At 71.5% G+C, this 24,562-nt stretch carries 28 protein-coding genes; 3 read left to right on the top strand and 25 right to left on the bottom strand.

Annotated elements, in window-relative coordinates:
- Window positions 1-47: 47 nt before the first annotated feature.
- Genes CP980_RS13580 through tsaB form a run of 4 tightly spaced genes read right to left on the bottom strand, consistent with a single transcriptional unit; the run spans window position 48 to window position 2,635 of the window.
- Entirely contained in the window at window positions 48-320 is a 273-nt protein-coding gene (locus CP980_RS13580; protein WP_099889915.1) for a hypothetical protein, read from the bottom strand.
- Entirely contained in the window at window positions 320-1,462 is a 1,143-nt protein-coding gene (tsaD, locus tag CP980_RS13585; RefSeq protein ID WP_132759755.1) for a tRNA (adenosine(37)-N6)-threonylcarbamoyltransferase complex transferase subunit TsaD, read from the bottom strand. The genes CP980_RS13580 and tsaD overlap by 1 nt, the downstream gene beginning before the upstream one ends.
- On the bottom strand, window positions 1,455-1,937 hold the full coding sequence (gene rimI, locus CP980_RS13590) for a ribosomal protein S18-alanine N-acetyltransferase (protein ID WP_132759824.1): 483 nt from the start codon (window positions 1,935-1,937) through the stop codon (window positions 1,455-1,457). Before rimI ends, tsaD begins: the two co-directional genes overlap by 8 nt.
- A gap of 35 nt (window positions 1,938-1,972) precedes the next feature.
- Window positions 1,973-2,635: a tRNA (adenosine(37)-N6)-threonylcarbamoyltransferase complex dimerization subunit type 1 TsaB gene (gene tsaB / locus CP980_RS13595; RefSeq protein WP_150528276.1), complete on the bottom strand. Its 663-nt coding sequence runs from the start codon at window positions 2,633-2,635 to the stop codon at window positions 1,973-1,975.
- A 165-nt stretch (window positions 2,636-2,800) separates the two neighbouring features.
- Here tsaB and CP980_RS13600 point away from each other — a divergent pair, with 165 nt between their 5' ends.
- A complete protein-coding gene (locus CP980_RS13600; RefSeq protein WP_150528277.1) occupies window positions 2,801-3,361 on the top strand; it encodes a hypothetical protein in 561 nt (186 codons plus the stop codon).
- A 46-nt stretch (window positions 3,362-3,407) separates the two neighbouring features.
- On the opposite strand, the gene CP980_RS13605 is transcribed toward CP980_RS13600, so the two are convergent.
- From CP980_RS13605 to CP980_RS13640, 8 genes are all read right to left on the bottom strand, one after another.
- Window positions 3,408-3,590 carry a hypothetical protein gene (locus CP980_RS13605; protein WP_132759752.1) on the bottom strand — a complete coding sequence of 61 codons (183 nt, stop codon included), beginning with the start codon at window positions 3,588-3,590 and terminating at the stop codon, window positions 3,408-3,410.
- 188 nt (window positions 3,591-3,778) lie between these two features.
- Complete coding sequence (gene tsaE / locus CP980_RS13610) at window positions 3,779-4,339, bottom strand: tRNA (adenosine(37)-N6)-threonylcarbamoyltransferase complex ATPase subunit type 1 TsaE (RefSeq protein ID WP_268257436.1); 561 nt, start codon at window positions 4,337-4,339, stop codon at window positions 3,779-3,781.
- On the bottom strand, window positions 4,275-5,474 hold the full coding sequence (locus CP980_RS13615) for an alpha/beta fold hydrolase (protein ID WP_150530216.1): 1,200 nt from the start codon (window positions 5,472-5,474) through the stop codon (window positions 4,275-4,277). Before CP980_RS13615 ends, tsaE begins: the two co-directional genes overlap by 65 nt.
- A 30-nt stretch (window positions 5,475-5,504) precedes the next feature.
- Entirely contained in the window at window positions 5,505-6,641 is a 1,137-nt protein-coding gene (gene alr / locus CP980_RS13620; protein ID WP_132759751.1) for an alanine racemase, read from the bottom strand.
- A gap of 89 nt (window positions 6,642-6,730) precedes the next feature.
- Entirely contained in the window at window positions 6,731-8,164 is a 1,434-nt protein-coding gene (locus CP980_RS13625) for an NAD(P)H-hydrate dehydratase (RefSeq protein ID WP_132759750.1), read from the bottom strand.
- A 26-nt stretch (window positions 8,165-8,190) separates the two neighbouring features.
- On the bottom strand, window positions 8,191-8,562 hold the full coding sequence (locus CP980_RS13630) for a holo-ACP synthase (RefSeq protein ID WP_048476529.1): 372 nt from the start codon (window positions 8,560-8,562) through the stop codon (window positions 8,191-8,193).
- A 15-nt stretch (window positions 8,563-8,577) separates the two neighbouring features.
- Complete coding sequence (glmS, locus tag CP980_RS13635; RefSeq protein ID WP_150528278.1) at window positions 8,578-10,425, bottom strand: glutamine--fructose-6-phosphate transaminase (isomerizing); 1,848 nt, start codon at window positions 10,423-10,425, stop codon at window positions 8,578-8,580.
- 112 nt (window positions 10,426-10,537) lie between these two features.
- On the bottom strand, window positions 10,538-11,314 hold the full coding sequence (locus CP980_RS13640) for a hypothetical protein (protein WP_150528279.1): 777 nt from the start codon (window positions 11,312-11,314) through the stop codon (window positions 10,538-10,540).
- A gap of 262 nt (window positions 11,315-11,576) precedes the next feature.
- On the opposite strand from CP980_RS13640, the gene coaA reads away from it, so the two are divergent.
- Both coaA and CP980_RS13650 read left to right on the top strand, forming a co-directional pair.
- A complete protein-coding gene (coaA, locus tag CP980_RS13645) occupies window positions 11,577-12,569 on the top strand; it encodes a type I pantothenate kinase (protein WP_132759747.1) in 993 nt (330 codons plus the stop codon).
- Between the two features lie 23 nt (window positions 12,570-12,592).
- Complete coding sequence (locus CP980_RS13650; protein WP_132759746.1) at window positions 12,593-13,540, top strand: DUF389 domain-containing protein; 948 nt, start codon at window positions 12,593-12,595, stop codon at window positions 13,538-13,540.
- A 124-nt stretch (window positions 13,541-13,664) separates the two neighbouring features.
- On the opposite strand, the gene glmM is transcribed toward CP980_RS13650, so the two are convergent.
- From glmM to map, 13 genes are all read right to left on the bottom strand, one after another.
- Entirely contained in the window at window positions 13,665-15,023 is a 1,359-nt protein-coding gene (glmM, locus tag CP980_RS13655) for a phosphoglucosamine mutase (RefSeq protein WP_132759745.1), read from the bottom strand.
- 133 nt (window positions 15,024-15,156) lie between these two features.
- The gene (rpsI, locus tag CP980_RS13660) at window positions 15,157-15,672 is read right to left on the bottom strand and encodes a 30S ribosomal protein S9 (RefSeq protein ID WP_030154718.1); all 516 of its coding nucleotides are present in this window, start codon (window positions 15,670-15,672) and stop codon (window positions 15,157-15,159) included.
- 42 nt (window positions 15,673-15,714) lie between these two features.
- Entirely contained in the window at window positions 15,715-16,158 is a 444-nt protein-coding gene (rplM, locus tag CP980_RS13665; RefSeq protein ID WP_030154717.1) for a 50S ribosomal protein L13, read from the bottom strand.
- Window positions 16,159-16,393: 235 nt separating this feature from the next.
- Window positions 16,394-17,650 carry a glycosyltransferase family 87 protein gene (locus CP980_RS13670; RefSeq protein ID WP_132759744.1) on the bottom strand — a complete coding sequence of 419 codons (1,257 nt, stop codon included), beginning with the start codon at window positions 17,648-17,650 and terminating at the stop codon, window positions 16,394-16,396.
- 67 nt (window positions 17,651-17,717) lie between these two features.
- Window positions 17,718-19,337, bottom strand: a complete 1,620-nt coding sequence (locus tag CP980_RS13675) for an ABC-F family ATP-binding cassette domain-containing protein (RefSeq protein ID WP_099889928.1) — start codon at window positions 19,335-19,337, stop codon at window positions 17,718-17,720.
- A gap of 64 nt (window positions 19,338-19,401) precedes the next feature.
- Window positions 19,402-20,253 carry a tRNA pseudouridine(38-40) synthase TruA gene (gene truA / locus CP980_RS13680; RefSeq protein WP_099889929.1) on the bottom strand — a complete coding sequence of 284 codons (852 nt, stop codon included), beginning with the start codon at window positions 20,251-20,253 and terminating at the stop codon, window positions 19,402-19,404.
- 112 nt (window positions 20,254-20,365) lie between these two features.
- Window positions 20,366-20,833: a 50S ribosomal protein L17 gene (gene rplQ / locus CP980_RS13685; protein WP_030298228.1), complete on the bottom strand. Its 468-nt coding sequence runs from the start codon at window positions 20,831-20,833 to the stop codon at window positions 20,366-20,368.
- A gap of 100 nt (window positions 20,834-20,933) precedes the next feature.
- The gene (locus tag CP980_RS13690) at window positions 20,934-21,956 is read right to left on the bottom strand and encodes a DNA-directed RNA polymerase subunit alpha (protein WP_007265920.1); all 1,023 of its coding nucleotides are present in this window, start codon (window positions 21,954-21,956) and stop codon (window positions 20,934-20,936) included.
- A gap of 140 nt (window positions 21,957-22,096) precedes the next feature.
- Window positions 22,097-22,501 (bottom strand): 30S ribosomal protein S11, encoded by a 405-nt coding sequence (gene rpsK / locus CP980_RS13695; RefSeq protein ID WP_003956432.1) that lies wholly within the window; start codon window positions 22,499-22,501, stop codon window positions 22,097-22,099.
- 54 nt (window positions 22,502-22,555) lie between these two features.
- Complete coding sequence (gene rpsM, locus CP980_RS13700; protein WP_007265919.1) at window positions 22,556-22,936, bottom strand: 30S ribosomal protein S13; 381 nt, start codon at window positions 22,934-22,936, stop codon at window positions 22,556-22,558.
- Window positions 22,937-23,135: 199 nt separating this feature from the next.
- A complete protein-coding gene (gene rpmJ, locus CP980_RS13705) occupies window positions 23,136-23,249 on the bottom strand; it encodes a 50S ribosomal protein L36 (protein ID WP_003956441.1) in 114 nt (37 codons plus the stop codon).
- Window positions 23,250-23,322: 73 nt separating this feature from the next.
- Window positions 23,323-23,544, bottom strand: a complete 222-nt coding sequence (gene infA, locus CP980_RS13710) for a translation initiation factor IF-1 (RefSeq protein ID WP_003956442.1) — start codon at window positions 23,542-23,544, stop codon at window positions 23,323-23,325.
- Between the two features lie 140 nt (window positions 23,545-23,684).
- Complete coding sequence (gene map, locus CP980_RS13715; RefSeq protein ID WP_030154708.1) at window positions 23,685-24,521, bottom strand: type I methionyl aminopeptidase; 837 nt, start codon at window positions 24,519-24,521, stop codon at window positions 23,685-23,687.
- Window positions 24,522-24,562: the final 41 nt, after the last annotated feature.

Consider the following 24,562-nt stretch of genomic DNA (forward strand, 5'->3'; position numbering starts at 1 on the left):
CGGACCCGAGTCCCGCTCACGAGCCGCTGGAGGGCGCCTCGTATGTGTCAGGTCCCGCTGGTCTCCACCGACTCGAACCGCCAGCGGTGCACCGGACGGGTGATCAGATCCGGCGCGGGCTCCGGGAGTTCGGGCAGCTCGGCCGCCACTCCCTCGGCCGCCTCCCACCAGGTGACGACCAACACCCTCTCCTGCGGGGCCCGCAGCAGCTCACGGCGGACCGGCTCACGCTCCAGCACCTGCGAACGGGCCCACTCCAGCAGCTCGTTGCCCCGGCCCGCGGCGGCCCGAGCCTCCCACATCAGCGCGACGGTGCTCATCAGTAGAGGTTGTCCTTGCTCAACTCGTGCACGTGGTCGTGGTCGTGACCGTGCGCGTGGGAGTGACCGTGCGCGTGGGCGGGCGCGTCGGGGTCTCCGGTGCCCGGCACGTGCGGGTCCGTCACCGGCAGCGAGGAGTCCGCCGACAGGTCCCAGTCCGAGGCCGGCCGGTTCCGCTTGACCATCTCGGCGCCCAGCGCCGCCACCATCGCGCCGTTGTCCGTGCACAGCTTCGGCCGCGGCACCCGCAGGATGATCCCCGCGTCGTCGCAGCGCTCCTGGGCCAGCGAACGCAGCCGGGAATTGGCGGCCACACCGCCGCCGATCATCAGGTGGTCGACGCCTTCGTCCTTGCACGCGCGGATCGCCTTGCGGGTCAGCACGTCCACCACGGCCTCCTGGAAGGACGCCGCCACATCGCGCACCGGCACCTCTTCGCCCGCGTTCCGCTTCGCCTCGATCCAGCGGGCGACCGCCGTCTTGAGCCCGGAGAAGGAGAAGTCGTACGCCGCGTCGCGCGGCCCCGTCAGCCCGCGCGGGAAGTTGATCGCCTTCGGGTCGCCCTCCCGGGCGAGCCGGTCGATGACCGGGCCGCCGGGGAAGCCCAGCTGCAGCACGCGCGCGATCTTGTCGAAGGCCTCGCCCGCCGCGTCGTCGATGGTCGCGCCCAGCGGCCGCACGTCGGAGGTGATGTCCGGGGCCAGCAGCAGCGAGGAGTGGCCGCCGGACACCAGCAGGGCCATGGTCGGCTCCGGCAGTGGTCCGTGCTCCAGCTGGTCCACGCAGATGTGCGAGGCCAGGTGGTTCACGCCGTACAGCGGCTTGCCGAGCGCGTACGCGTACGCCTTGGCGGCCGAGACGCCCACCAGCAGGGCGCCCGCGAGACCGGGGCCCGCCGTGACGGCGATGCCGTCGAGGTCGCGGGCGCTGACCCCGGCCTCCTTCAGGGCGCGCTCGATGGTCGGGACCATCGCCTCCAGGTGCGCCCGGGAGGCCACCTCGGGGACGACGCCGCCGAAGCGGGCGTGCTCGTCCACGCTGGAGGCGATCGCGTCGGCCAGCAGGGTCGTGCCGCGGACCACGCCGACGCCGGTCTCGTCGCAGGAGGTCTCGATGCCGAGGACGAGCGGTTCGTCAGCCATTGCTCTCAGTGCTTTCAGTCGTCGCTTGTGCGGGGTCGGTCAGGCGCATCACGAGCGCGTCCACGTTGCCGGGCTGGTAGTAGCCCCGCCGGAAGCCGATCGGCTCGAAGCCGAAGCGCTCGTAGAGCTTCTGGGCGCGGGTGTTGTCCACCCGTACCTCCAGCAGCACCTCGGCGCACTCGAACGCGGTGGCGGCGCGCAGCAGGTCGGTGAGGAGCCGGGCGCCGAGCCCGGTTCCCCACTGGTCGCGCGCGGCCGCGATGGTCTGTACGTCGGCCAGGTCACCGGCGGCGGCCAGTCCGGCGTAGCCGACGATGCGGCCGGTGGCGGGGTCGTCGGCGACCACGTAGCGGCGGGTGGCGTGCGGGCCGCGGGCGTGGGCGAGCTCGGACCAGAACATCCCCGCGGACCAGGCGTCCTCGGGGAACAGCTCGTGCTCCAGTTCCAGCACCGGCTCGATGTCCCACCAGCGCATCTCGCGCAGTACCGCTGTCACTGCCGTCGGTGCCGTCACTGCGGGGTGACCACCTTGTAGTTCTTGGGCACCTGCGCGTCGGGGCGGCGCAGGTAGAGCGGCGTCGGCGGGAGGAACTCCGCCCCGGCCGCCAGCCGTTCCACGGCCAGGGAGGCGAGCGCGGCGGCGCTCTGGTGCTCGGGGGCCCGTGCGTCGGTGAAGACGTCCGGGTACAGCAGCGCGCCCTGGCCCACCGCGGGCACGCCGGCGACCCGCTCGGCGATGTCGGCCGGGCGGTCCACGACGGGCTCGCCGACGCGGGTGCGCGGGTCCTCGTACCGGGCCCAGTAGACCTCCTTGCGCCGCGCGTCGGTGGCCACGGTGAAGGGGCCCTCGATCCCGGCGGTGCCCGCGGCGTACGCGAGCCCGTCGAGGGTGCACAGGCCGTGCACGGGGATGCCGAGCACGGTGGCGAAGGTGGAGGCGGTCACGAGGCCCACGCGCAGCCCGGTGTACGGGCCGGGGCCGACGCCGACGACGATGCCCGTGAGGGCGTCGAGCTTCAGCCCGGCCTCCGCGAGGACCTGGTCGACGGAGGGCAGCAGGAGCTCCCCGTGGCGGCGGGCGTCGACCTGGTTCGACTCGGCGAGGACGGACTCGCCGTCGTGCAGGGCGACGGTGACGGCGGGCGTGGCGGTATCTACAGCGAGCAAGAGCACGCGAACAGCCTACGACTCCGGGGGGCCGGGCCCTCGCGGCCGGTCGCGGGGCACCCCGGCTGCTACCTTCGACCCAGGTATCGGCCGAGGTGCGGGCCGGGGCGCGCGCAAGCCCCCCGGCGGGCGCGTTCCGGCGCAGGGGAAGCACGGGAGAGGTGGAGCAAGGTGGCACGCAGCAGCTCGGGAATCGTGGCCGGGCTCACCGTCGCGGCGATCGCCGCCGTCGGCTTCCTCGGTTACCAGGCCTCCGCGACCGCGCCCGCGCACCCCCCGAAGGCCTCGGCCCAGCAGCCCGCGCCCCCCGCCCCGGTCCCGTCCGCGCACGCGGCCGATCCGGCGAAGCCGGTGGCCGTGCCGGAGGGGTCGGGCACCGGCTCGCGCGTCGTGTACTCGGTGGGCCAGAAGCGGGTGTGGCTGGTCGGCGAGAACGGTCAGGAGCCGAAGTCGTTCACGGTCATGCCCAGTACGGCGCACCCGAAGCCGGGCACGTACCTGGTGAACTCGCGCTCGGGCGCGGTCACGGGCTCGGACGGGGTGCCGATCGAGCACGTCGTGCGGTTCGCGACGGCGGACGGGGTCGTGGTCGGGTTCAGCTCCCGGGTGGACGGCCAGATGCCGGAGCCCGACCCGAGCAAGAAGACCGGCGGCATCCGGATGACGCGGGCCGACGGCGACGCCCTGTGGTCCTTCGCGACGATCAACTCGAAGGTCGTCGTCCTCCCCTGACGCACCCGCCGCGGATTCACCCGCACGGGCTAACGCGCAAGGCCGCTCAGGCCGCTTCGGACTCCGGGGCGGCCTCTTCGCGTACGTCCGCCGGGTCGGCCCCGGGCCCGTCCGGGACCTCCCGTACGGGTGGCGTCGAGACGGCGGTGGCGGCCGCTCCCGCGGCGAGCAGCGCCCCCATGGAGACGACGGACGGGCGGGGGTCGCGCTGCACTCCTGCTGCGGACATGGCTCCTCCAGGCTTGGGCCGGCCCGTACTTAGGTAGACCTAACCAGCCCTCCGTACCATGTGACCACGACGGACTCCATCGGCGCAATATCTTGCCGACGAGTTGTCGGTACGTTTTCCGGGACGGCCCCCCGGGACAGCTCCCGGGACGGCGCCTCCATGACGGCGCGCCCCGGGGCCCCGGGTTCCTACAGCGCCGCCAGCGCGCCCGGCGCGGCCCAGCGCCCCCCGATCCCGCGCACCGAGACCTCTCGTACGTCGTCCAGGACCTCCTCGTGGCCGACCGCCCGCGCGATCACCACGTGCAGCCGGTCGTCGGACAGCTCCTCGACCTTGCCGTCGCCCCACTCCACGACGACCACGGACTCGGGCAGCGAGACGTCGAGGTCCAGGTCCTCCATCTCGTCGAGCCCGCCGCCGAGGCGGTACGCGTCCACGTGGACCAGGGCGGGCCCGCCGCTCAGCGAGGGGTGGACCCGGGCGATCACGAAGGTCGGCGAGGTCACGGCGCCCCGTACGCCCAGCCCCTCGCCCAGGCCCCGGGTCAGCGTGGTCTTGCCCGCGCCGAGCTCTCCGGTCAACAGGACGAGGTCACCCGGGCGGAGCAGGCCGGCGAGGGTGCGGCCCAGCCCCTGCATGGCCTCGGGCGAGTCGACGGTGATGCGCGCCTCGGCGGCGGGCGCCTCAGCTCCCTGCTGCGGAGTCTGACCGAGCGGGGCTCGCGGCGCTTCCAGCGGTACTTCTTCCATGCCCGCCAACGTTAGTCGCTGCCGGCACCGCGCCGGTGCGCGCCAGCAGCTCGGTGAGCAGCCCGGTCACCGTGTCGGGGTACTCCAGCATCATCAGGTGCCCGGCGGACTCCAGGACCACGAGCTCGGCGGCCGGAAGCGCGTCCTTGATGGCCTGGCTGTGCGCGGCGGGGGTGACCATGTCGCGGTCGCCGGCGATGACGGTGACGGGGATGTCGGCGAACCGCTGGAGGGCGGCGCTCTTGTCGTGGATCTGGAAGGCCGGGTAGAACTCGGCGACCACGTCGATGGGGGTGGCCTCGATGAGCCGCTCGGCGAAGCGGGCGACGCCCGGGTCCACCTCGCGGGGGGCGCCGAACGAGTACATCTTGATCATGCCGGCGAAGAGGTCGGCGGTGGCCCGGCGGCCCCGCTCGACGAGCTCCACCTGCGAGCCGAGCGCCTTGAGCACGGGCGGCAGGATCCGGCGCACGGCGCCCATGCCGACCGCGGGGAGCCCGTACGTCACCTGGTCGAGGTGGCCGCTGGAGGTGCCGACCAGGGCCACGCCGATCACCCGGTCGCGGATCAGCTCGGGGAACTGCTCGGCCAGCGCCATGATCGTCATGCCGCCCATCGAGTGGCCCACCAGGACCAGCGGGCCATCGGGCACGGCCGCGTCGATGACGGTCTTCAGGTCGCGGCCGAGCTGGTCGATCGTCACGCGCTCGCCGTCGGCCTGGGCGAAGCCGCGCGCGCTGCGGCCGTGGCTGCGCTGGTCCCAGTACACGGAGCGGACCAGTCCGCGCAGGGCGGAGCGCTGGAAGTGCCAGGAGTCCTGGGCCAGGCAGTAGCCGTGGCAGAAGACGACGGTGGGCGCGGCCGGGTCCTTGCGGCGCAGCCGGCCCCGCTTCTTGGGGCCCTCGGGCGGCTCGTCGACCTCGTAGTAGAGCTCGGTGCCGTCCTCGGCGTAGCAGGCTCCGGGGGTCCCGCGCAGGGAGCCGTAGTCGCCGGTGGCGTCCAGCGCGAGGCGCGCCTTGCGGCGCATGCCGCGCCCGACCGTGATCCGTTCGACCGCGACCCCGGCGGCCGCGCCTGCGGCTATCACGCCGATCGCGGCGCCGGCCCACCCCGCCTTGCGCCAGTTCTCGCTCACGCCGTCCACGCCGCCGTCCTCACTCAGCCCTCAGCCGCCCAGGTACACCCGGGGAACGCGCACCCCGATACGGGTGACGATCTCATAGGCGATCGTGTGCGCCGCTTGAGCCCAGTCCTCGGCCGTGGGCTCGCCGTGCTCGCCCGGGCCGAACAGGACCGCCTCGTCCCCGGCGCGTACCAGGTCGGCGCCCAGGTCGACGACGAACTGGTCCATGGCGACGCGGCCGGCGACGCGCCGGATCTTGCCGCCGACGGAGACGGGGCCGCTCCCGGAGGCGTGCCGGGGGATGCCGTCCGCGTACCCGGCGGGGATGAGGGCGAGGTTCGTCTCGGCCTCGGTGACGTAGTGGTGCCCGTAGCTCACCCCGTGGCCGGCGGGCACGGTCTTGACCAGCGCCACGGAGGCCTTGAGGGTCATGGCGGGCCGCAGGCCGAGCTCCCGGGCGGTGCCGAGCTCGGGGGCCGGGGAGACCCCGTAGACGGCGAGGCCGCAGCGCACGAGGTCGAAGTGGCTCTCGGGCAGGGTCAGGGTCGCGGGCGAGTTGGCGATGTGCCGGACCTCGGGCTCCACGCCCTCCTTCTCGGCGTACGCCAGCATGTCGCGGAAGGCGGCCAGCTGGAGCGCGATGGAGGGGTGGCCGGGTTCGTCGGCGCAGGCGAAGTGGGACCAGACCCCGGTGATCTTGACGGTGCCCTCGGCCTCGGCGGCGACGGCCGCGCCGACGAGCTCGGTCCAGTCGGCGGGCTGGCAGCCGCCCCGGCCGAGGCCGGTGTCGGCCTTGAGCTGGACCCTGGCGGTGCGGCCGGCGGCGAGCGCGGCCTTGCGGACCTCGTCGAGGGCCCAGCTGCCGCTGACGGAGATGTCCAGGTCGGCCTCGACGGCGGCCTGCCAGGGTCCGCCGGGGGTCCACAGCCAGCACAGGACCGGTCCGGTGATCCCGGCGGCGCGCAGGGCGAGCGCCTCCTCGGGGGTGGCGGTTCCGAGCCAGGTGGCACCGGCCTCCTGGGCCGCCCGGGCGCACCGGATCGCGCCGTGGCCATAGGCGTCCGCCTTGACGACGGCCATCAGTTCGGCCCGGGGTGCCCGCGCGCGCAGGGCGCGTACGTTCGCCCGTACGGCGTCAAGATCGATCTCGGCGTACACGCGCGTCGGTGTCTCGTTCATCGCCCCCAGTCTCTCAGAGCGAGGCCATGGCCTGTGCGACCGCCGTTCATACAACGACATACTGGATGATTTTCACCCCTGATGACGTATCAAGCGCGGTGGCCGCCGCGGCCGGTGCCGTACCGGGCCTCCTCGCGGATGTCGCGCCAGGCCTCCGGCAGGAACTGCGCGATCTGCTGGGCGTGGAGCGGCGCTCCGGCCGCCGCGCGGCGCCCGGCGAGGCCGTGCACGTACGCCGCCACCGACGCGGCGTCCACCGCCGCGAGGCCCGAGGCGAGCAGGGATCCGGCCAGTCCGGACAGCACGTCGCCGCTGCCCGCGGTCGCCAGCCACGCGGTTCCCGTCGGATTGACCCGGACCGGGCCGCCTGCGGGGTGCGCCACCAGCGTCGTCGACCCCTTCAGGAGGGCGGTCGCCCCGTACCGCGCCGCCAGGGTCCGTACGGATGACAGCCGGGCCGCCTCCACCGCCTCACGGGAGGTCCCCAGCAGCGCCGCCGCCTCCCCGGCGTGCGGGGTCAGCAGGGTCTCGGCCGGCCGGGCCCGCAGCACCTGCGGGTCCAGCCCGCGCAGCCCGTCCGCGTCCACCAGCACCGGCACCGGGTCGGCCAGGGCCTCGGCCACCTCCGCCGCCCGGCCCTCGCCGAGCCCCGGACCGACCACCCACGCCTGCACCCGGCCCCGCCCGATCAGCGTCTCCGGGTACCGCGCCAGCACCGCGTCCGCCGCCGGGCCGACGTAGCGCACGGCGCCCGCGCCGCCGCGCAGCGCCCCCGCGACGGCGAGCACCGCCGCGCCCGGGTACTGCGCCGATCCGGCGAGGACGCCCACCACGCCCCGCCGGTACTTGTCGCTCTCCGCCGCCGGAGCCGGCAGCAGCTCCGCCACGTCGGCGTGCTGCAGGGCCTCGGCGTCCGGGTCCGGCAGCGACAGCCCGATGTCCACCAGCCGCAGCGCGCCGGTGCGCGAGGCCCCCGGGTCGATGAGCAGCCCCGGCTTGTACGCCCCGAAGGTCACGGTGACATCGGCGTGCACGGCCGCTCCGGCCACCTCGCCGGTGTCCGCGTCGACCCCGCTCGGCAGGTCCACCGCGACGACGGGGGCACCGGCCGGGATCCGTTCCACCAGCGCTGCGGCCGCCGGCCGGAGCCCGCCGCGGCCGCCGATGCCGACGAGCCCGTCCACGACGAGGTCGGCCCGGCCGGGGACGGCCCCCGCGAGGCGGCCCCCGGCGGCCAGCAGCGCCCGCAGCCCGCCCTCGTGCACCCGCTCCGGATCCACCGGTACGGCCGTCACCCCCGCGCCGCGCCGGGCCAGGCGGGCGCCCGCGTACAGGGCGTCGCCGCCGTTGTCCCCGGGCCCCACGAGAAGCACGACGCGCGCCCCGTACACCCGGCCCAGCAGTCCGGCGCAGACGGCGGCCAGTCCGGCCGCCGCCCGCTGCATCAGGGCGCCTTCGGGCAGCCGGGCCATCAGCTCCCGCTCGGCGGCCCGTACGGTCTCCACGCTGTAAGCAGTACGCATGGGACCAGCCTGCCCGAAAAGGCGGCTCAGCCCTCGGCGATCACCACGGCCGAGGCGATGCCCGCGTCGTGGCTCAGGGAGATGTGCCAGGACTTCACGCCCAGCGCCACCGCCCTGGCCTCGACCGTCCCCGAGACCCGCACCCGCGGCTGCCCGGTCTCCTCCACGTACACCTCGGCGTCGGTCCACAGCATCCCGCCGGGCGCGCCGAGCGCCTTGGCGAGGGCCTCCTTGGCGGCGAACCGGGCGGCGAGCGAGGCGGTTCCGCGCCGCTCGCCGCTCGGCAGCGTCAACTCGGAGTCGACGAACAGCCGCTGCGCCAGCTGGGGTGTCCGGCGCAGCGACTCACCGAACCGCTCGATCTCGGCAACGTCGATCCCCACTCCGATAATCACCAGGCCAACTCGCTTCGCTCACTCCACCGTCACCGACTTTGCGAGGTTACGCGGCTGGTCCACCTCGTTCCCCCGCGCCGTGGCCAGTTCGCACGCGAAGACCTGCAGCGGGACCGTCGCCACCAGTGGCTGGAGCAGCGTCGGCGTCGCCGGGATGCGGATCAGGTGGTCGGCGTACGGGACGACCGCGAGGTCGCCCTCCTCCGCGATGACGATGGTCCGCGCCCCGCGCGCCCGGATCTCCTGGATGTTCGACACGATCTTGTCGTGCAGCACGGAGCGCCCGCGCGGCGAGGGCACGACGACCACCACCGGCAGGTCCTGTTCGATCAGCGCGATCGGGCCGTGCTTGAGCTCCCCCGCCGCGAAGCCCTCGGCGTGCATGTACGCCAGCTCCTTGAGCTTGAGCGCGCCCTCCAGCGCCACCGGGTACCCGACGTGCCGGCCGAGGAAGAGCACGGTGTCCTTGTCCGCGAGCGAGCGCGCCAGCTCCCGGACCGGCTCCATGGTCTCCAGTACGGTGTCCACGGCGCCGGCGATGTCGGACAGCTCGCGGATCACCGCATCGATCTCGTCGCCCCACTTGGTGCCCCGCACCTGCCCGAGGTACAGCGCGACCAGGTAGCAGGCCACCAGCTGCGTCAGGAACGCCTTCGTCGAGGCGACGGCCACCTCCGGGCCGGCGTGCGTGTACAGCACCGCGTCCGATTCGCGCGGGATCGTCGAGCCGTTCGTGTTGCAGATGGCCAGCACCTTGGCCCCCTGTTCGCGCGCGTGCCGCAGCGCCATCAGGGTGTCCATGGTCTCGCCGCTCTGCGAGATCGCGACCACCAGCGTCCGCTGGTCCAGGATCGGGTCGCGGTAGCGGAACTCGCTCGCCAGCTCCGTTTCGCACGGGATGCGGGTCCAGTGCTCGATGGCCAGCTTCGCGATCATGCCCGCGTGGTAGGCCGTACCGCATGCCACGATCACGACCTTGTCCACCTCCCTGAGCACCGAGACGGGGATGCGCACCTCGTCCAGGCTCAGCGAGCCGTTCGCGTCGATCCTGCCCAGGAGGGTGTCGGCGACGGCCTTCGGCTGCTCGGCGATCTCCTTGAGCATGAAGTAGTCGTACCCCCCCTTCTCGGCCGCCGAGGCGTCCCAGTCCACGTGGTACGCCCGTACGGTCGCGGGCGCACCGGCGAAGTCGGTCACCGTGACCCCGTCGCGGCGCAGCTCGACGACCTGGTCCTGCCCCAGCTCGATGGCGGACCGGGTGTGGGCGATGAACGCGGCCACGTCCGAGGCGAGGAAGTTCTCCCCCTCCCCGACGCCCACCACCAGGGGGGAGTTGCGGCGCGCCCCGACCACCACGTCCGGCGCGTCGGCGTGCACCGCGACCAGCGTGAACGCCCCCTCCAGCCGACGGCACACCTGCCGCATCGCCTCCGCGAGGTCACCGCAGGACTCGAACCGCTCGGCCAAGAGGTGGGCGACGACCTCGGTGTCCGTCTCGGACTCCAGCCGGTGCCCGCGCTCGGCCAGTTCGTCGCGCAGGACGGCGAAGTTCTCGATGATGCCGTTGTGGACGACGGCGACCCGGCCCGCGTTGTCGAGGTGGGGGTGGGCGTTCACGTCGGTGGGCCCGCCGTGGGTGGCCCAACGGGTGTGCCCGAGACCCGTGGAGCCGGCCGGCAGCGGATGCCCGACCAGCTCCTTCTCCAGATTGACCAGTTTTCCGGCCTTCTTGGCGGCGACGAGGTCCCCGTCGGCGAGCACGGCGACGCCCGCCGAGTCGTAGCCGCGGTACTCCAGCCGCTTGAGTCCGGCGATGACCACATCGAGCGCCGACTGCGCTCCCACGTAACCCACAATTCCGCACATACGGCGCAGCGTACGCCGTGGCCGGCGCTCTGCCCCGTACCTGAACAAGACGAAAACCCCGCCCCGGCGAACGCGCCGGAGCGGGGTTGACGTCCAGTCAGCCGACCGGGGTTCAGCCGAGCTTCTTGACCTGGGCGTCGATCACGGTCTTGGGCTGCTCCGCGGTCACGCCGAAGGCGTAGAAGACCGCCAGGGCGTTGCCCTTGCGCGCGACGACGAAGTGGTTGACGGACTTCTCGCCGCCGTCCAGGTCCATCGTCAGGGTGAAGGCCGCGGCCTCGTCCCCGGCGGTCACGCCGGCACCCGGCTTGACGTCGAGGTACTTGACCTTCTCGCCACCCTCGGTGACCGTAAAGCCGCCGGAGCAGGCCGCGGCCGCGGTCTTGAGGGCGGCGAACGCCTCCTCGGCGCCCTTCCCGTCGTACGAGTCGACGCTGACCAGCGTCTGGGTGGCGCCGAGCGCCTCCAGGCCCGCCTTCAGCTTGTCCTCGGCCGAGGCGCCGGCGGCCGCCTCCTTCGGCTTGGCCTTGGCCGTCGTACGGCCGATACCGGTCGCGGCGCCCACCTTCTGGCCCGACTGGGCCTGCATCAGCGGCTTGCACTCGGCCTTGTCGACCGTGGCCCCGGCCGATTCGCCGGCGGCCTTCGCGGCGCCCTCGGCGGAGACGATCTGGTCCGGCAGGTCCGCCTGGGTGACGACCAGGGCCGTCACCTCGGCGTCCGTCTTCCCCTTCGCGGCCGGGGCCGCGGCGGCGGAGGAAGCGGCGGCGGACGGCTTGGCGTCCGCCTTCTTGTCGTCCGCCTTGTCGGAGCCGCAGGCGGTGGCCAGCAGCGCCAGGGACACCGCGGAAGCGGTCAGGACGGTACGACGGACAAGGGTGTTACGCACGAAAGATCCCCCCAGAACACACAACAACGAAAACAGCGGCACCAGGCCTGGGCCGAGCCGCATCGACCGGCAAATCTACGGGGCCGTCCGATCAAGGAACGCCCCTTTCCGCCGCGCGGCGCCAATCGTGACCAGGGCGATATCCCGCGCCCCGCCGCGGGCGTCCGCCACGTGACCTACCACACCACCCGCAACCGAGCGGCAGGCCCGACAATGGGGTGTGATCACTTCGCCGCCACGAAGCACGCCGCCGGAGAACGCGATGGAGCGCTCCGACCGCCCCGAGCGACCCCACCGCCGGGCCGAGGTCTCCCCGTACGTCGACCTCACCCGCGACGAGTGGAGCGCGCTGCGCGAGCGGACCCCGCTCCCCCTGACGGCCGACGAGGTCGAGCGCCTGCGCGGCCTCGGCGACGTCATCGACCTCGACGAGGTCCGGGACGTCTACCTCCCGCTCTCCCGGCTCCTCAACCTCTACGTCGGCGCCACGAGCAACCTCCGCGGCACCCTCAACACCTTCCTCGGCGATGCCGGCAACGGCCACGGCGCCCAGCAGGGCACCCCCTTCGTCATAGGGGTCGCCGGCTCCGTGGCCGTCGGCAAGTCCACCGTGGCCCGTCTGCTCCAGGCCCTGCTCGCCCGCTGGCCCGAGCACCCCCGCGTCGAGCTGGTCACCACCGACGGGTTCCTCTACCCCATGAAGGAGCTCCAGCGGCGCGGGCTGACCGCCCGCAAGGGCTTCCCGGAGTCGTACGACCGCCGCGCCCTCACCCGCTTCGTCGCGGACATCAAGGCGGGCAAGGACGAGGTCAGCGCCCCGGTCTACTCGCACCTGATCTACGACATCGTCCCCGGCGAGCAGCTCGTCGTACGCCGCCCCGACATCCTGATCGTCGAGGGGCTCAACGTCCTCCAGCCGGCCCTGCCCGGCAAGGACGGCCGTACGCGCGTCGCACTCGCCGACTACTTCGACTTCAGCGTGTACGTGGACGCCCGGCCCGAGGACATCGAGCGCTGGTACCTCAACCGGTTCCGGAAGCTGCGCGAGACCGCGTTCCAGAACCCGTTCTCCTACTTCCGCAAGTACACCCAGGTCTCCGAGGAGGAGGCCATGGAGTACGCGCAGACCATGTGGCGCACGATCAACAAGCCGAACCTCCTGGAGAACGTCGCCCCGACCCGCGGCCGCGCCACGCTCGTCGTCCGCAAGGGCCCGGACCACAAGGTCCAGAAGCTCAGCCTCCGCAAGCTCTGACCGCCGGGCACTAGGGTGCGGCCATGCTGCACCTACGGTTGATCACCCCGGCGGACCGGACCGAGGCGGTGGTCGCGGCCGTCGAATCGACGGTCGGCACCACCCACCTGGTCGTACTGCCGGGCGCCGCCCGCGACCCCCGCGGCGACGTGGTGATGTGCGACGTCGCCCGCGAGGCGGGGGACGAGCTGCTGGGCGAGCTGCGGCGGCTGGGCCTTGAGGAGGACGGCTCGATCGCCGTCGAGAACATCGACCTGTCGCTGTCGCGGCGGGCCGACGCGGCCGAGGAGGAGGCCCCGGGCGAGGCCGCCGACGCCGTGCTGTGGGAGCAGCTGACGGAGGCCACCCACGAGGAGTCCACCCTCACCATCACGTACGTCGCGTTCATGATCCTCGCGACGATGATCGCGGCGTGCGGTGTGGTCCTGGACAACGCGATCCTGATCGTGGGCGCCATGGCGGTCGGCCCCGAGTTCGGTCCGCTCGCCGGGGTCTGTACCGGCGTGGTGCAGCGCCGGCCGCGGCTCGCGCTGCGCTCCCTCACGGCCCTGCTGATCGGCTTCGCCGTCGCGATCGCCGCCACCACCGTGTTCAGCCTGGGGATGGACGCGATCGGCCAGTTCCACATGAGCATGCTCGACAGCCCCCGCCCGAACACCGGCTTCATCTGGAAGCCGGACCCGTTCTCGTTCGTGGTGTCGCTGCTCGCGGGGATCGCCGGGGTGCTCTCCCTCACCTCCGCGAAGTCGGGGGCGCTGGTGGGCGTGGCGATCTCGGTGACCACCGTCCCGGCCGGGGCGAACGCCGCCGTGGCGCTCAGCTACGGCGAGTTCGCCCAGATGTGGGGATCCGCGGAGCAGCTGCTGCTCAACCTGGGCGGGATCATGCTGGCCGGCGTCCTGACCCTGTACGGGCAGAAGGCGCTGTGGGCCACCCAGCGCGGCCGCTGGGCGCGGCGGCCCAAAGCCTGAGCGCCACGGCGAACGGCGTCGGCCCCGTCCTCCGGGAGGACGGGGCCGACGTACAGGGCAGCGAGCCGGGGCCGCGAGCCGAAACCGACGAGCCGAACTGGCCGAGCCGGCCGAGCCGGCCGAGCTAGCCGAGCGCCGACTTCACGGCGTCCGCGAGCCGGCCGGCGACCGCGCGGGCCTGCTCGATGTCGGCGGCCTCGACCATCACCCGTACGAGCGGCTCGGTACCCGACGGACGGAGCAGCACCCGTCCGGTCGAGCCCAGCTCCCGCTCGGCGTCGGCGACGGCCGCGGCCAGCTCGCCGGAGGTCGCCACCCGGGACTTGTCCACGTCGGGGACGTTGATCAGCACCTGCGGCAGGCGGCGCATGACGCCCGCGAGCTCGGCGAGCGAGCGGCCCGTGGCCGCGACGCGGGCCGCCAGCATCAGGCCGGTCAGCGTGCCGTCGCCGGTCGTGGCGTGGTCGAGGATGATCACGTGGCCCGACTGCTCGCCGCCGAGCGCGTAGCCGTGCTCCTTCATCGACTCCAGCACGTACCGGTCACCGACACCGGTCTGCACGACGCCGATGCCCTCGCCCTCCATGGCCAGCTTGAAGCCGAGGTTGGACATCACGGTGCCGACGACGGTGTTGCCGCGCAGCTGGCCGGCCTCGCGCATGGCCAGGGCGAGGACCGCGAGGATCTGGTCGCCGTCGATCTCCGCGCCGGTGGCGTCGACCGCGAGGCAGCGGTCCGCGTCACCGTCGTGCGCGATGCCGAAGTCGGCGCCGTGCTCGACCACGGCCTGCTTGAGCAGTTCCAGGTGGGTGGAGCCGCACCCCTCGTTGATGTTGAGGCCGTCGGGCTCGGCGCCGATGGTGACGACCTCGGCACCCGCCCGGGCGAAGGCCTCGGGCGAGACGCGGGCGGCGGCGCCGTGCGCCTCGTCCAGGACGATCTTGAGGCCTTCGATGCGGTTCGGGAGGACGCCGATGAGGTGGGCGACGTACTTGTCGAAGCCCTCGTCGTAGTCGGAGACGCGGCCGACGCCGGCGCCGGTCGGCCGGTCCCACGGGGCTCCGGTGCGGTGCTCCGCGTACACGGCCTCGATGCGGTCCTCCAGCTCGTCGGCCAGCTTGTGGCCGCCGCGGGCGAAGAACTTGATGCCGTTGTCGGGCATCGCGTTGTGGCTGGCGGAGAGCATCACGCCGAGGTCGGCACCCAGCGCACCGGTGAGATACGCCACCGCCGGGGTGGGCAGCACACCGACGCGCAGGACGTCCACGCCCGCGCTCGCGAGGCCCGCGACGACCGCGGCCTCCAGGAATTCGCCGGACGCGCGCGGGTCGCGGCCCACGACCGCGGTCGCGCGGTGGCCCGCGAAGGTGCCCGCCTCGGCGAGTACGTGGGCAGCTGCCACGGAGAGACCGAGCGCGAGCTCAGCCGTCAGATCCGCGTTGGCGACGCCGCGTACACCGTCCGTCCCGAAGAGTTGTCCCACTGTTGTCCTCCCGAGTTCACGCTTCGTTTGTGACCGCTTGTGACATGTATTTGCCGCTTGTGGCGGTAAACGAACCGCCCCGGCAGCACGGAGAGTGCTGCCGGGGCGGTTGTTGCTGAACAGCAGGCGCAGATTAACGCTTGCTGTACTGCGGAGCCTTACGGGCCTTCTTGAGACCGGCCTTCTTGCGCTCGACCGCACGGTCGTCGCGGGAAAGGAAGCCGGCCTTCTTCAGCGCCGGGCGGTTGTTGTCGACGTCGGCCTCGTTCAGGGCACGGGCCACGCCGAGGCGCAGGGCGCCGGCCTGGCCGGAGACGCCGCCACCCGCGATGCGGGCGATGATGTCGTAGCGACCGTCGAGCTCAAGGAGCTTGAACGGCTCGTTGACTTCCTGCTGGTGCACCTTGTTGGGGAAGTAGTCCTCAAGGGTGCGACCGTTGATCTTCCACTTGCCGGTGCCCGGAACGATCCGGACGCGGGCGATGGCGTTCTTGCGACGGCCCAGGCCGGCGGCCGGCTGGGGGTCGCCGAAGCGGCCGGCAAGGGACTCGGAGGTGTAGTCGCCCTCGACGACGACCTCAGACTCGGTGGTGTACTCCTCGACGCCCTCGAACTCTTCGACGGGGGTCTCGGCGGTGGTCTCGGCCACGATGCTCCTCAGAATTTTCTACGTCTTAGGGGGTGGCCGGAACTACTGCGCGACCTGGGTGATCTCGAACGGCACCGGCTGCTGGGCAGCGTGGGGGTGCTGGTCGCCCGAGTAGACCTTCAGCTTCGAGAGCATCTGACGGCCCAGGGTGTTCTTGGGGAGCATGCCCTTGACGGCCTTCTCGACGGCCTTCTCCGGGTTGTTCGCCAGGAGGTCGTCGTAACGCACGGAGCGGAGACCGCCCGGGAAGCCGGAGTGGCGGTACGCCATCTTCTGCGACGCCTTGTTGCCGGACAGGTGAACCTTGTCGGCGTTGATGATGACGACGAAGTCGCCCATGTCCATGTGAGGCGCATAGGTCGGCTTGTGCTTGCCGCGCAGGAGGGCAGCTGCCTGGGTCGCCAGACGGCCGAGGACAACGTCCTGGGCGTCGATGACGAGCCACTGGCGCGAGATGTCGCCGGGCTTGGGGCTGAACGTACGCACGCGTATGCCTTCGCTTCTTCAGTGGTGGTATCCCAGGGCGGCACGAGCCCCCCACGGGAAGGTCCTGACAGGGTCACCACGGACGATCACGACAGCCCTCGTCCACATCGGGGACGCAACCCGTGTGAACCGCTGGTCATCGGTCCGGTGGACCGGCGTAAGGCCCTTTCACGTGAGAATGAGAAAGCCAATACGCATAACAAACCAGCAGGATACCCAAGCAGACCCGTACGGGTCAAAACGCGGTCCGCGATGCCGATTCTGCTGGCGTCGCGGCGCACTCCGGTTCGGTCCTGGGTGGGGACCCCGCAGTTGTTACAGGCTCCAGGGTAACCCGAGTGGAGCGCAGCGCACGACGCACCAGCAGGATCGCGAGCCCGCACAGGGTGGCGCAGTCCTTGAACGCGCGCCGCTTGTGGGCCAGCTCGGAGGGCCACGGCAGGAGCGCCACCTGGGGCGTCAGGGCCAGCCAGAACCAGGGGGAACGGGGCATCGAGCCAGGCCGCACCGCCGACGCGAGCAGCAGCGGCAGCACCACCAGCAGGTAGTGGTCGAAGGAGGGCCGGGAGACCAGAAATGCGGCGAGCATCACCATGCAGGCCGTCTCCACGAGCCGCAGTTCTCCCCCGTCCGTCTCCTGCTCGGTACGCCGCCACCGCGTCCGGGCGGCCCACAGCCCCGCCCCGGCCCCCGCGAAGGCCACCACGACCGCCACCGGCCCCGGCACCCCCAGCCGGGGCAGCACCGCTATCGGCGAGGCGTCCCAGGGCAGCGCGTACGCGTCCTGCCCCTGGAGCAGGAACGGCAGGGTCTTGGTGAAGAACAGCGTCGGGCTGGGCATCATCAGCGCCCCGAGCAGCGACATCCCCAGCGGCACGAGCACGGCCACGGCCAGCCCCCGCCACTGCCTGGCCAGGACGAAGACCAGCCCGACCGGCACCAGCATCGGCTTGCAGGCGATGGCCAGCCCCACCACCAGCCCGGCGGCCGCCCAGGACCGCCGGTGCGCGAGCAGCAGCGCCACCGGCAGTGCGGCCGCCGAGATCGACGTCCAGTTGCCGATCAGCACGAGGTTCACGTAGGGCTTGTAGGCCAGGGCCAGCACCGGGAAACCGACGACCGCGAAACGCGAGCGCAGCGGCACCGAGAACATCCGCAGCGCGGCCAGCCACCCGATGCCCAGCAGCCCGGACATCGCGACCGGCAGGGTCCAGCGCAGCACCGCCGTCGGCAGCAGCGCCTCGGGAACGGCCATCAGGACGGCGCTGGGCAGGTACAGGAAGCGCTTGTCCTCGTACGGCGACCCGCCGGCCAGCAGCGTCTGCGCCGCCTTGACCACGAAGGCGTTGTCGGAGCCCCAGTTCTCCCGCAGGCTCGTGGAGACGCAGACCCCCAGGACCACCGCGAGGGAGAGCAGCTGCCAGGGCCGGGAGGCGGGCCGCAGCAGCCAGTCGAGCAGCCGGTCGCCGAAGCCGTGCTTCTCCCGCTTCATGAGCCAGATGCCAGGCCACAGGCCCACAACGCCTCCCCCTCACTCCGACCGAGGGGGCCGTCTCCCCCTAGCGCTTGCGCTCGACCCTACGTTCGTCCCAGACGGGTCCCTGAGTCTCTCGCACAACACCGTCGGAACCGAAGACCAGGAAACGGTCAAATGTCCGCGCGAACCACCGGTCGTGCGTGACGCAGAGCACAGTGCCCTCGTACGACTCCAGGCCGTCCTGGAGGGCCTCCGCCGACTCCAGGTCCAGGTTGTCCGTGGGCTCGTCCAGGAGCAGCGCCGTGGTGCCGGCCAGCTCCAGCAGCAGGATCTGGAAACGCGCCTGCTGCCCGCCCGACAGCCGCTCGAACGGCTGCTCCCCCTGCCGCTCCAGCTCGTACCGGCGCAGGACGGCCATGGCGGGCCCGAGCGGCTTCGCCGCCTCCGTCCACAGGATGTCGACGAGCGTGCGCCCGAACAGCTCGGGGTGCGCGTGGGTCTGCGCGAAATGACCGGGAACCACCCGTGCGCCCAGCTTGAAGCCGCCCGTGTGCTTGACGTCCTCGCCCGCCAGCAGCCGCAGGAAGTGCGATTTCCCGGAGCCGTTCGAGCCGAGCACCGCGACGCGCTCCCCGTAGAAGACCTCCAGCGAGAACGGCTTCATCAGGCCGGTGAGCTCAAGGTTCTCCACGGTCAGCGCGCGCACGCCGGTCCGGCCGCCCTTCAGGCGCATCTTGATGTCCTGCTCCCGCGGCGGCTCCGGCGGCGGACCCGCCTCCTCGAACTTCTGGAAGCGCGTCTGCATCGCCCGGTAGCGCGAGGCCATGTCGGGGCTGCTCGCGGCCTGGTTGCGCAGCCGCAGGACCAGCGCCTTCAGCCGGGCGTGCTCCTCGTCCCAGCGCCGCTTGAGCTCCTCGAAGCGCGCGAAGCGCTCCTTGCGGGCCTCGTGGTACGTGTCGAAGCCCGAGCCGTGCACCCACACGTCCGTGCCCGTGGGGCTCGGCTCCAGGCTGATGATCTTCTCGGCCGCCCGCGACAGCAGCTCCCGGTCGTGGGAGACGAAGAGCACGGTCTTGCGGGTGGCCTTGAGCTGTTCCTCCAGCCACCGCTTGCCCGGGACGTCCAGGTAGTTGTCCGGCTCGTCCAGCAGCAGCACCTCGTCCGGCCCGCGCAGCAGCGCCTCCAGCACGAGCCGCTTCTGCTCACCGCCCGACAGCGTGCGCACCTCGCGGAACTGCGCGGCGTCGTACGGGACGGCCAGCGCCGCCATGGTGCAGACGTCCCACAGCGTCTCGGCCTCGTAGCCCTGGACGTCGGCCCAGTCGCTGAGCGCCTGCGCGTACGCCATCTGCGCGGACTCGTCGTCCACCGTCATGATCAGGTGCTCGGCGTGGTCGACGGCCTTCGCGGCCTCGCGGATCCGCGGCTGGGCCACCGAGACCAGCAGGTCACGTACGGTCGTCTCGTCCCGTACCGAGCCCACGAACTGCGACATCACACCGAGGCCGCCGCTCACGGTGACCCCGCCGCCGTGCGGCTGGAGCTCGCCGGAGACCAGCTTCAGCAGGGTGGACTTGCCGGCGCCGTTCGCCCCGACGAGGGCGACGACCGACCCCTCCCCCACGCGGAAGGAGACGTCGGGGAGCAGGACCCGCCCGTCGGGAAGGTAGTACTCCAGGTGGCTGGCTTCGAGATGTCCCATGCGGGGCATTGTCCAGGCCCGGCGCCGATCCGCCCAAACGGATTCGGCGGCGGCCGCCGGCCGGTCAGCAGCAGCCGGCGCCCGGCAGGGTGCGCATGTTGCGGGCCTCCTTGCTGCGGGCGGCCAGCAGCTCGTCCGCCGGGTAGCCGACCTCCTCCAGGGTCAGCCCGTGCGGCTTCACCACGTGCACCGAGGAGTCCCGTACGGCGGCCCGCAGCACCTTGCCCGGCCAGTCGGTCGGCCGGTGCCCGTCACCGACGTGCAGCAGGGCGCCGACCAGCGAGCGGACCATGTTGTGGCAGAAGGCGTCGGCGCGCACGGTCGCCGTGACGATCCCGTCCTCGCCGCGCTCCCAGCTGAGCTGCTGGAGGGTGCGGATGGTCGTGGCGCCCTCGCGCTTCTTGCAGTACGCGGCGAAGTCGTGCTCGCCGAGCAGCGCGGCGGCGGCCTCGTTCATGGCGTCCACGTCGAGCGGCCACTGGTGCCACAGCACGTGCCCGCGGCGCAGCGGGTCGACGCCCCCCTGGTGGTCGCCGACGCGGTAGGCGTACCGGCGCCAGATGGCGGAGAACCGTGCGTTGAAGCCCTCGGGGGCCTCGGCCGCCTTCCACACCCGTACGTCGTGCGGCAGCCGGCCCGCGAGGCGGCGCAGCAGCTTGTCGTGGTGCTCGGCCCACACCTCGTCGCGTACGTCGAACTGCGCGACCTGCCCGCGCGCGTGCACGCCGGCGTCGGTCCGCCCGGCCACGGTCAGCTCGACCGGGTCCGGCAGCCGCATCACGGTCTGCAGGGCCGACTCCAGCTCGCCCTGGACGGTGCGCAGCACGCGCTGCTTCGCCCAGCCGGAGAAGTCCTTGCCGTCGTACGAAAGGTCCAGCCGTACCCGGACGTGCCCGGGCTCCACCTCGTCACTCACGTGACCGATCCTCTCAGAAGCTCAAGAACGTACGGAAACGCAGAAAGGGCCCGCCCCGGGAAGGGGCGGGCCCGTTCAGAGCCGATCAAGCAAGCTCGATCCCGGAGCGGGATCAGGCCTCCTTGGTCTCCTCAGCGGCGGGAGCCTCGGCCACGGCCTCGGCGTCCTTCGCGGCGCGCTTGGTGGCGGCCTCGGCCTCACCAGTGGCCTGCTGGGCGACCGTGAGGGCCTCGACCAGCTCGATCACGGCCATCGGGGCGTTGTCGCCACGACGGTTGCCGATCTTGGTGATGCGCGTGTAACCACCGGGGCGGTTCTCGTAGCGCGGGGCGATCTCGGTGAACAGCGTGTGCACGATGCTCTTGTCCGTGATCGTCTGCAGCACCAGGCGACGGTTGTGGATGTCGCCCTTCTTGGCCTTGGTGACCAGACGCTCGGCGTAGGGACGCAGGCGGCGGGCCTTGGCCTCGGTGGTGGTGATGCGGCCGTGCTCGAAGAGCGCCTTCGCGAGGTTCGCGAGAAGGTGCTTCTCGTGCGCGGCGGAGCCGCCCAGACGGGCACCCTTTGCGGGACGCGGCATGGTGTTACTCCTTCATATCTGCACCGGCCGTGTCAGGTACCGGTGTCAGTTCCCCCGGGGCGGCTGCCCCGGGAAAGTGCTACGGGATGAGCCGGGAGGCTCAGTACTGCTCGGTCTCGACGAAACCGGCGTCCGCGTCGTCGTCGGCGCCGAAGGCGTCGGCGGCGGCGGTCGGGTCGAATCCGGGCGGGCTGTCCTTGAGGGCCAGGCCCATGCCGGCCAGCTTCGCCTTGACCTCGTCGATCGACTTCGCACCGAAGTTGCGGATGTCGAGCAGGTCGGCCTCGGAGCGGGCGACGAGCTCACCCACGGAGTGGATGCCCTCGCGCTTGAGGCAGTTGTACGACCGAACGGTGAGCTCGAGCTCCTCGATCGGCAGCGCCAGGTCGGCGGCCAGGGCGGCGTCCGTCGGGGACGGGCCCATGTCGATGCCCTCGGCGTCGATGTTGAGCTCGCGCGCCAGACCGAACAGCTCGACCAGGGTCTTGCCGGCGGACGCCATGGCGTCGCGCGGGCGCATGGCCTGCTTGGTCTCGACGTCGACGATGAGCTTGTCGAAGTCGGTGCGCTGCTCGACTCGGGTCGCCTCGACCTTGTAGGTGACCTTGAGGACCGGGCTGTAGATGGAGTCGACCGGGATGCGGCCGATCTCCTGGCCCAGCTGCTTGTTCTGGACGGCGGAGACGTAGCCGCGACCGCGCTCGACGGTCAGCTCCATCTCCAGCTTGCCCTTGCCGTTGAGCGTGGCGAGGACCAGGTCCGGGTTGTGCACCTCGACACCGGCCGGGGGCGCGATGTCGGCAGCGGTGACCAGGCCGGGACCCTGCTTGCGCAGGTACATCACGACCGGCTCGTCGTGCTCCGAGGAGACGACCAGCTGCTTGATGTTGAGGATGATGTCGGTGACGTCTTCCTTCACACCGGGCACGGTGGTGAACTCGTGCAGGACGCCGTCCACGCGGATGCTGGTGACAGCGGCACCCGGGATCGAGGACAGGAGCGTACGGCGAAGCGAGTTGCCGAGGGTGTAGCCGAAGCCCGGCTCCAGCGGCTCGATCACGAACCGCGAGCGGTACTCGTCGACGACCTCTTCGGTCAGCGAAGGACGCTGAGCGATAAGCATGTGTGTTCCTTCAGTCGTGGACGCCCACTATTTGACGCCCGACGGGTAAAGCCAGGTACTGCAAGGGTACGGGCGGCACGTCCCCCCGAAGGGGTTCGTACCGCCCGGACACTCAAAGACGCACAGGTGCGTCCGCTGCGTCAGACGCGGCGGCGCTTCGGCGGGCGGCAGCCGTTGTGCGGGGTGGGGGTGACGTCCTGGATCGAGCCGACCTCCAGGCCGGTGGCCTGGAGGGAGCGGATCGCGGTCTCACGGCCGGAGCCGGGACCCTTGACGAAGACGTCGACCTTGCGCATGCCGTGCTCCTGCGCGCGGCGGGCGGCCGACTCGGCGGCCATCTGCGCGGCGAAGGGGGTGGACTTGCGCGAGCCCTTGAAGCCGACGTGGCCGGCGGAGGCCCAGGAGATCACGTTGCCCGAGGGGTCCGTGATCGAGACGATCGTGTTGTTGAACGTGCTCTTGATGTGGGCGTGCCCGTGAGCGACGTTCTTCTTTTCCTTGCGGCGCACCTTCTTGGCAGCGCCCTGACGACCCTTGGGGGGCATCTAAATCTCCTACGGGAGGTGGTCGGTCCTACAGCGCAAGACCGCTGAACAGGACTACTTCTTGCCCGGCTTCTTCTTACCGGCGATCGCGCGACGCGGGCCCTTGCGGGTACGCGCGTTCGTGCTGGTGCGCTGACCGTGCACCGGGAGGCCGCGACGGTGGCGGATACCCTGGTAGCACTGGATCTCGATCTTGCGGCGGATGTCGCCCTGGATCTCGCGGCGGAGGTCACCCTCGGTACGGAGGTTGGCGTCCACGTACTCGCGGATCTTGACGAGGTCCTCTTCGGCCAGGTCACGAACGCGGGTGTTCGGGTTCACGCCGGTGGAGGCGAGGATCTCCTTGGACCGGGTGCGCCCGATACCGAAGACGTAGGTGAGTGCGATCTCCACACGCTTTTCGCGCGGGATGTCAACACCGGAAACGCGTGCCATTCAATGGCTCCTGTGTGTTCGGGGGTCTTCCGCAGAACCACTCCCGACCGCCGACCACACCTGATGGGTGGTGGTACGTCCGGGTCCCCGGCCCCCGCCGGAGGTGCCGCCGGCCCCTCTCAGGGCTGGGCGGGCTCTGCGTATGTACGTTTTCTTACGTCGCGCGAAGAACTGCGGAAGGCAGGTCGGTCGGCGTGCGTCAGCCCTGGCGCTGCTTGTGGCGCAGGTTGTCGCAGATGACCATGACCCGGCCGTGACGGCGGATCACCTTGCACTTGTCGCAGATCTTCTTGACGCTCGGCTTGACCTTCATGTTGGTGAGGTTCTCCGGGTCAGTGCCACCACCCGCACCGGGACGTCCGCCCAGGCAGGAGTGAGGACAAGATCTACTTGTATCGGTAGACGATCCGGCCACGCGTCAGGTCGTACGGAGACAGCTCCACAACGACCCGGTCATCCGGGAGGATGCGGATGTAGTGCATACGCATCTTGCCGCTGATGTGCGCGAGGACCTTGTGACCGTTCTGCAGTTCCACCTTGAACATCGCGTTCGGGAGGGACTCGATCACGGTGCCCTCGATTTCGATGGCACCTTGCTTCTTGGCCACGCTTCGCCCTTCGAATCGGCTACCTTGATCAGCTCCCTGCTTCGCATGAAGACATGCGGGTGCAAAGGAGCCGACGAGTCAGTCTACGTCAGGGCACCCAGAAAGACGAATCCGGAAAGTTTGCCCCACAGCGTAGATCATTAACCGAGCGGGTCCGGCGCGGTCGTCACGCCGTACTCGGCCAGCTTCGCCTTGCCGCAGTCCGGGCTCGTCAGGACGATGGGCCCCGCCTCGGTCAGGGCGATGGAGTGCTCCCAGTGCGAGGACCAAGTCCCGTCCGTGGTGATGACCGTCCAGTCGTCCGCCAGGACCTCCGTCTGGGGCGTGCCCAGGGACACCATGGGCTCGATCGCCAGGCAGACGCCCGGGACCAGCTTGATGCCCTTGCCGCGCTTGCGGGAGACGTAGTTCAGCAGGTGGGGGTCCATGTGCATCTCGGACCCGATGCCGTGGCCGCCGTAGTCCTCGATGATCCCGTACTTGCCGGTCGCCGGACGCGGCTGGCGGCGGATGTAGCCCTCGATCGCCTTGGAGATGTCCACGAGGCGGTTGCCGAGCTTCATCGCGGCGATGCCGGCCCACATCGACTCCTCGGTCACCCGGGAGAGCTCGATCAGCTCCGGAGCGTGACCCGTGCCCACGAAGGCCGTGTACGCGGCGTCCCCGTGCCAGCCGTCGACGATCGCGCCGGCGTCGATCGAGATGACGTCGCCGTCCTTGAGGACCGTCTTGTCGTCCGGGATGCCGTGGACGACGACCTCGTTCACGGACGTGCAGATCGTCGCGGGGAAGCCGCCGTAGCCGAGGAAGTTCGACTTGGCCCCGGCATCCGCGATGACCTTGCGGGCCACCATGTCCAGATCCCGCGTCGTGGCGCCGGGTACGGCCGCCTCACGGGTCGCCGCGTGGATCGCGGCGACGACCAGCCCTGCCTCGCGCATCTTCGCGATCTGCTCGGGGGTCTTGATCTGGACCATGGGTAGTGCCTTCCACCTTCGGACTTCGGATCTGCGTTCAT

The sequence above is a fragment of the Streptomyces vinaceus genome (assembly GCF_008704935.1).
Classification (GTDB): domain Bacteria; phylum Actinomycetota; class Actinomycetes; order Streptomycetales; family Streptomycetaceae; genus Streptomyces; species Streptomyces vinaceus.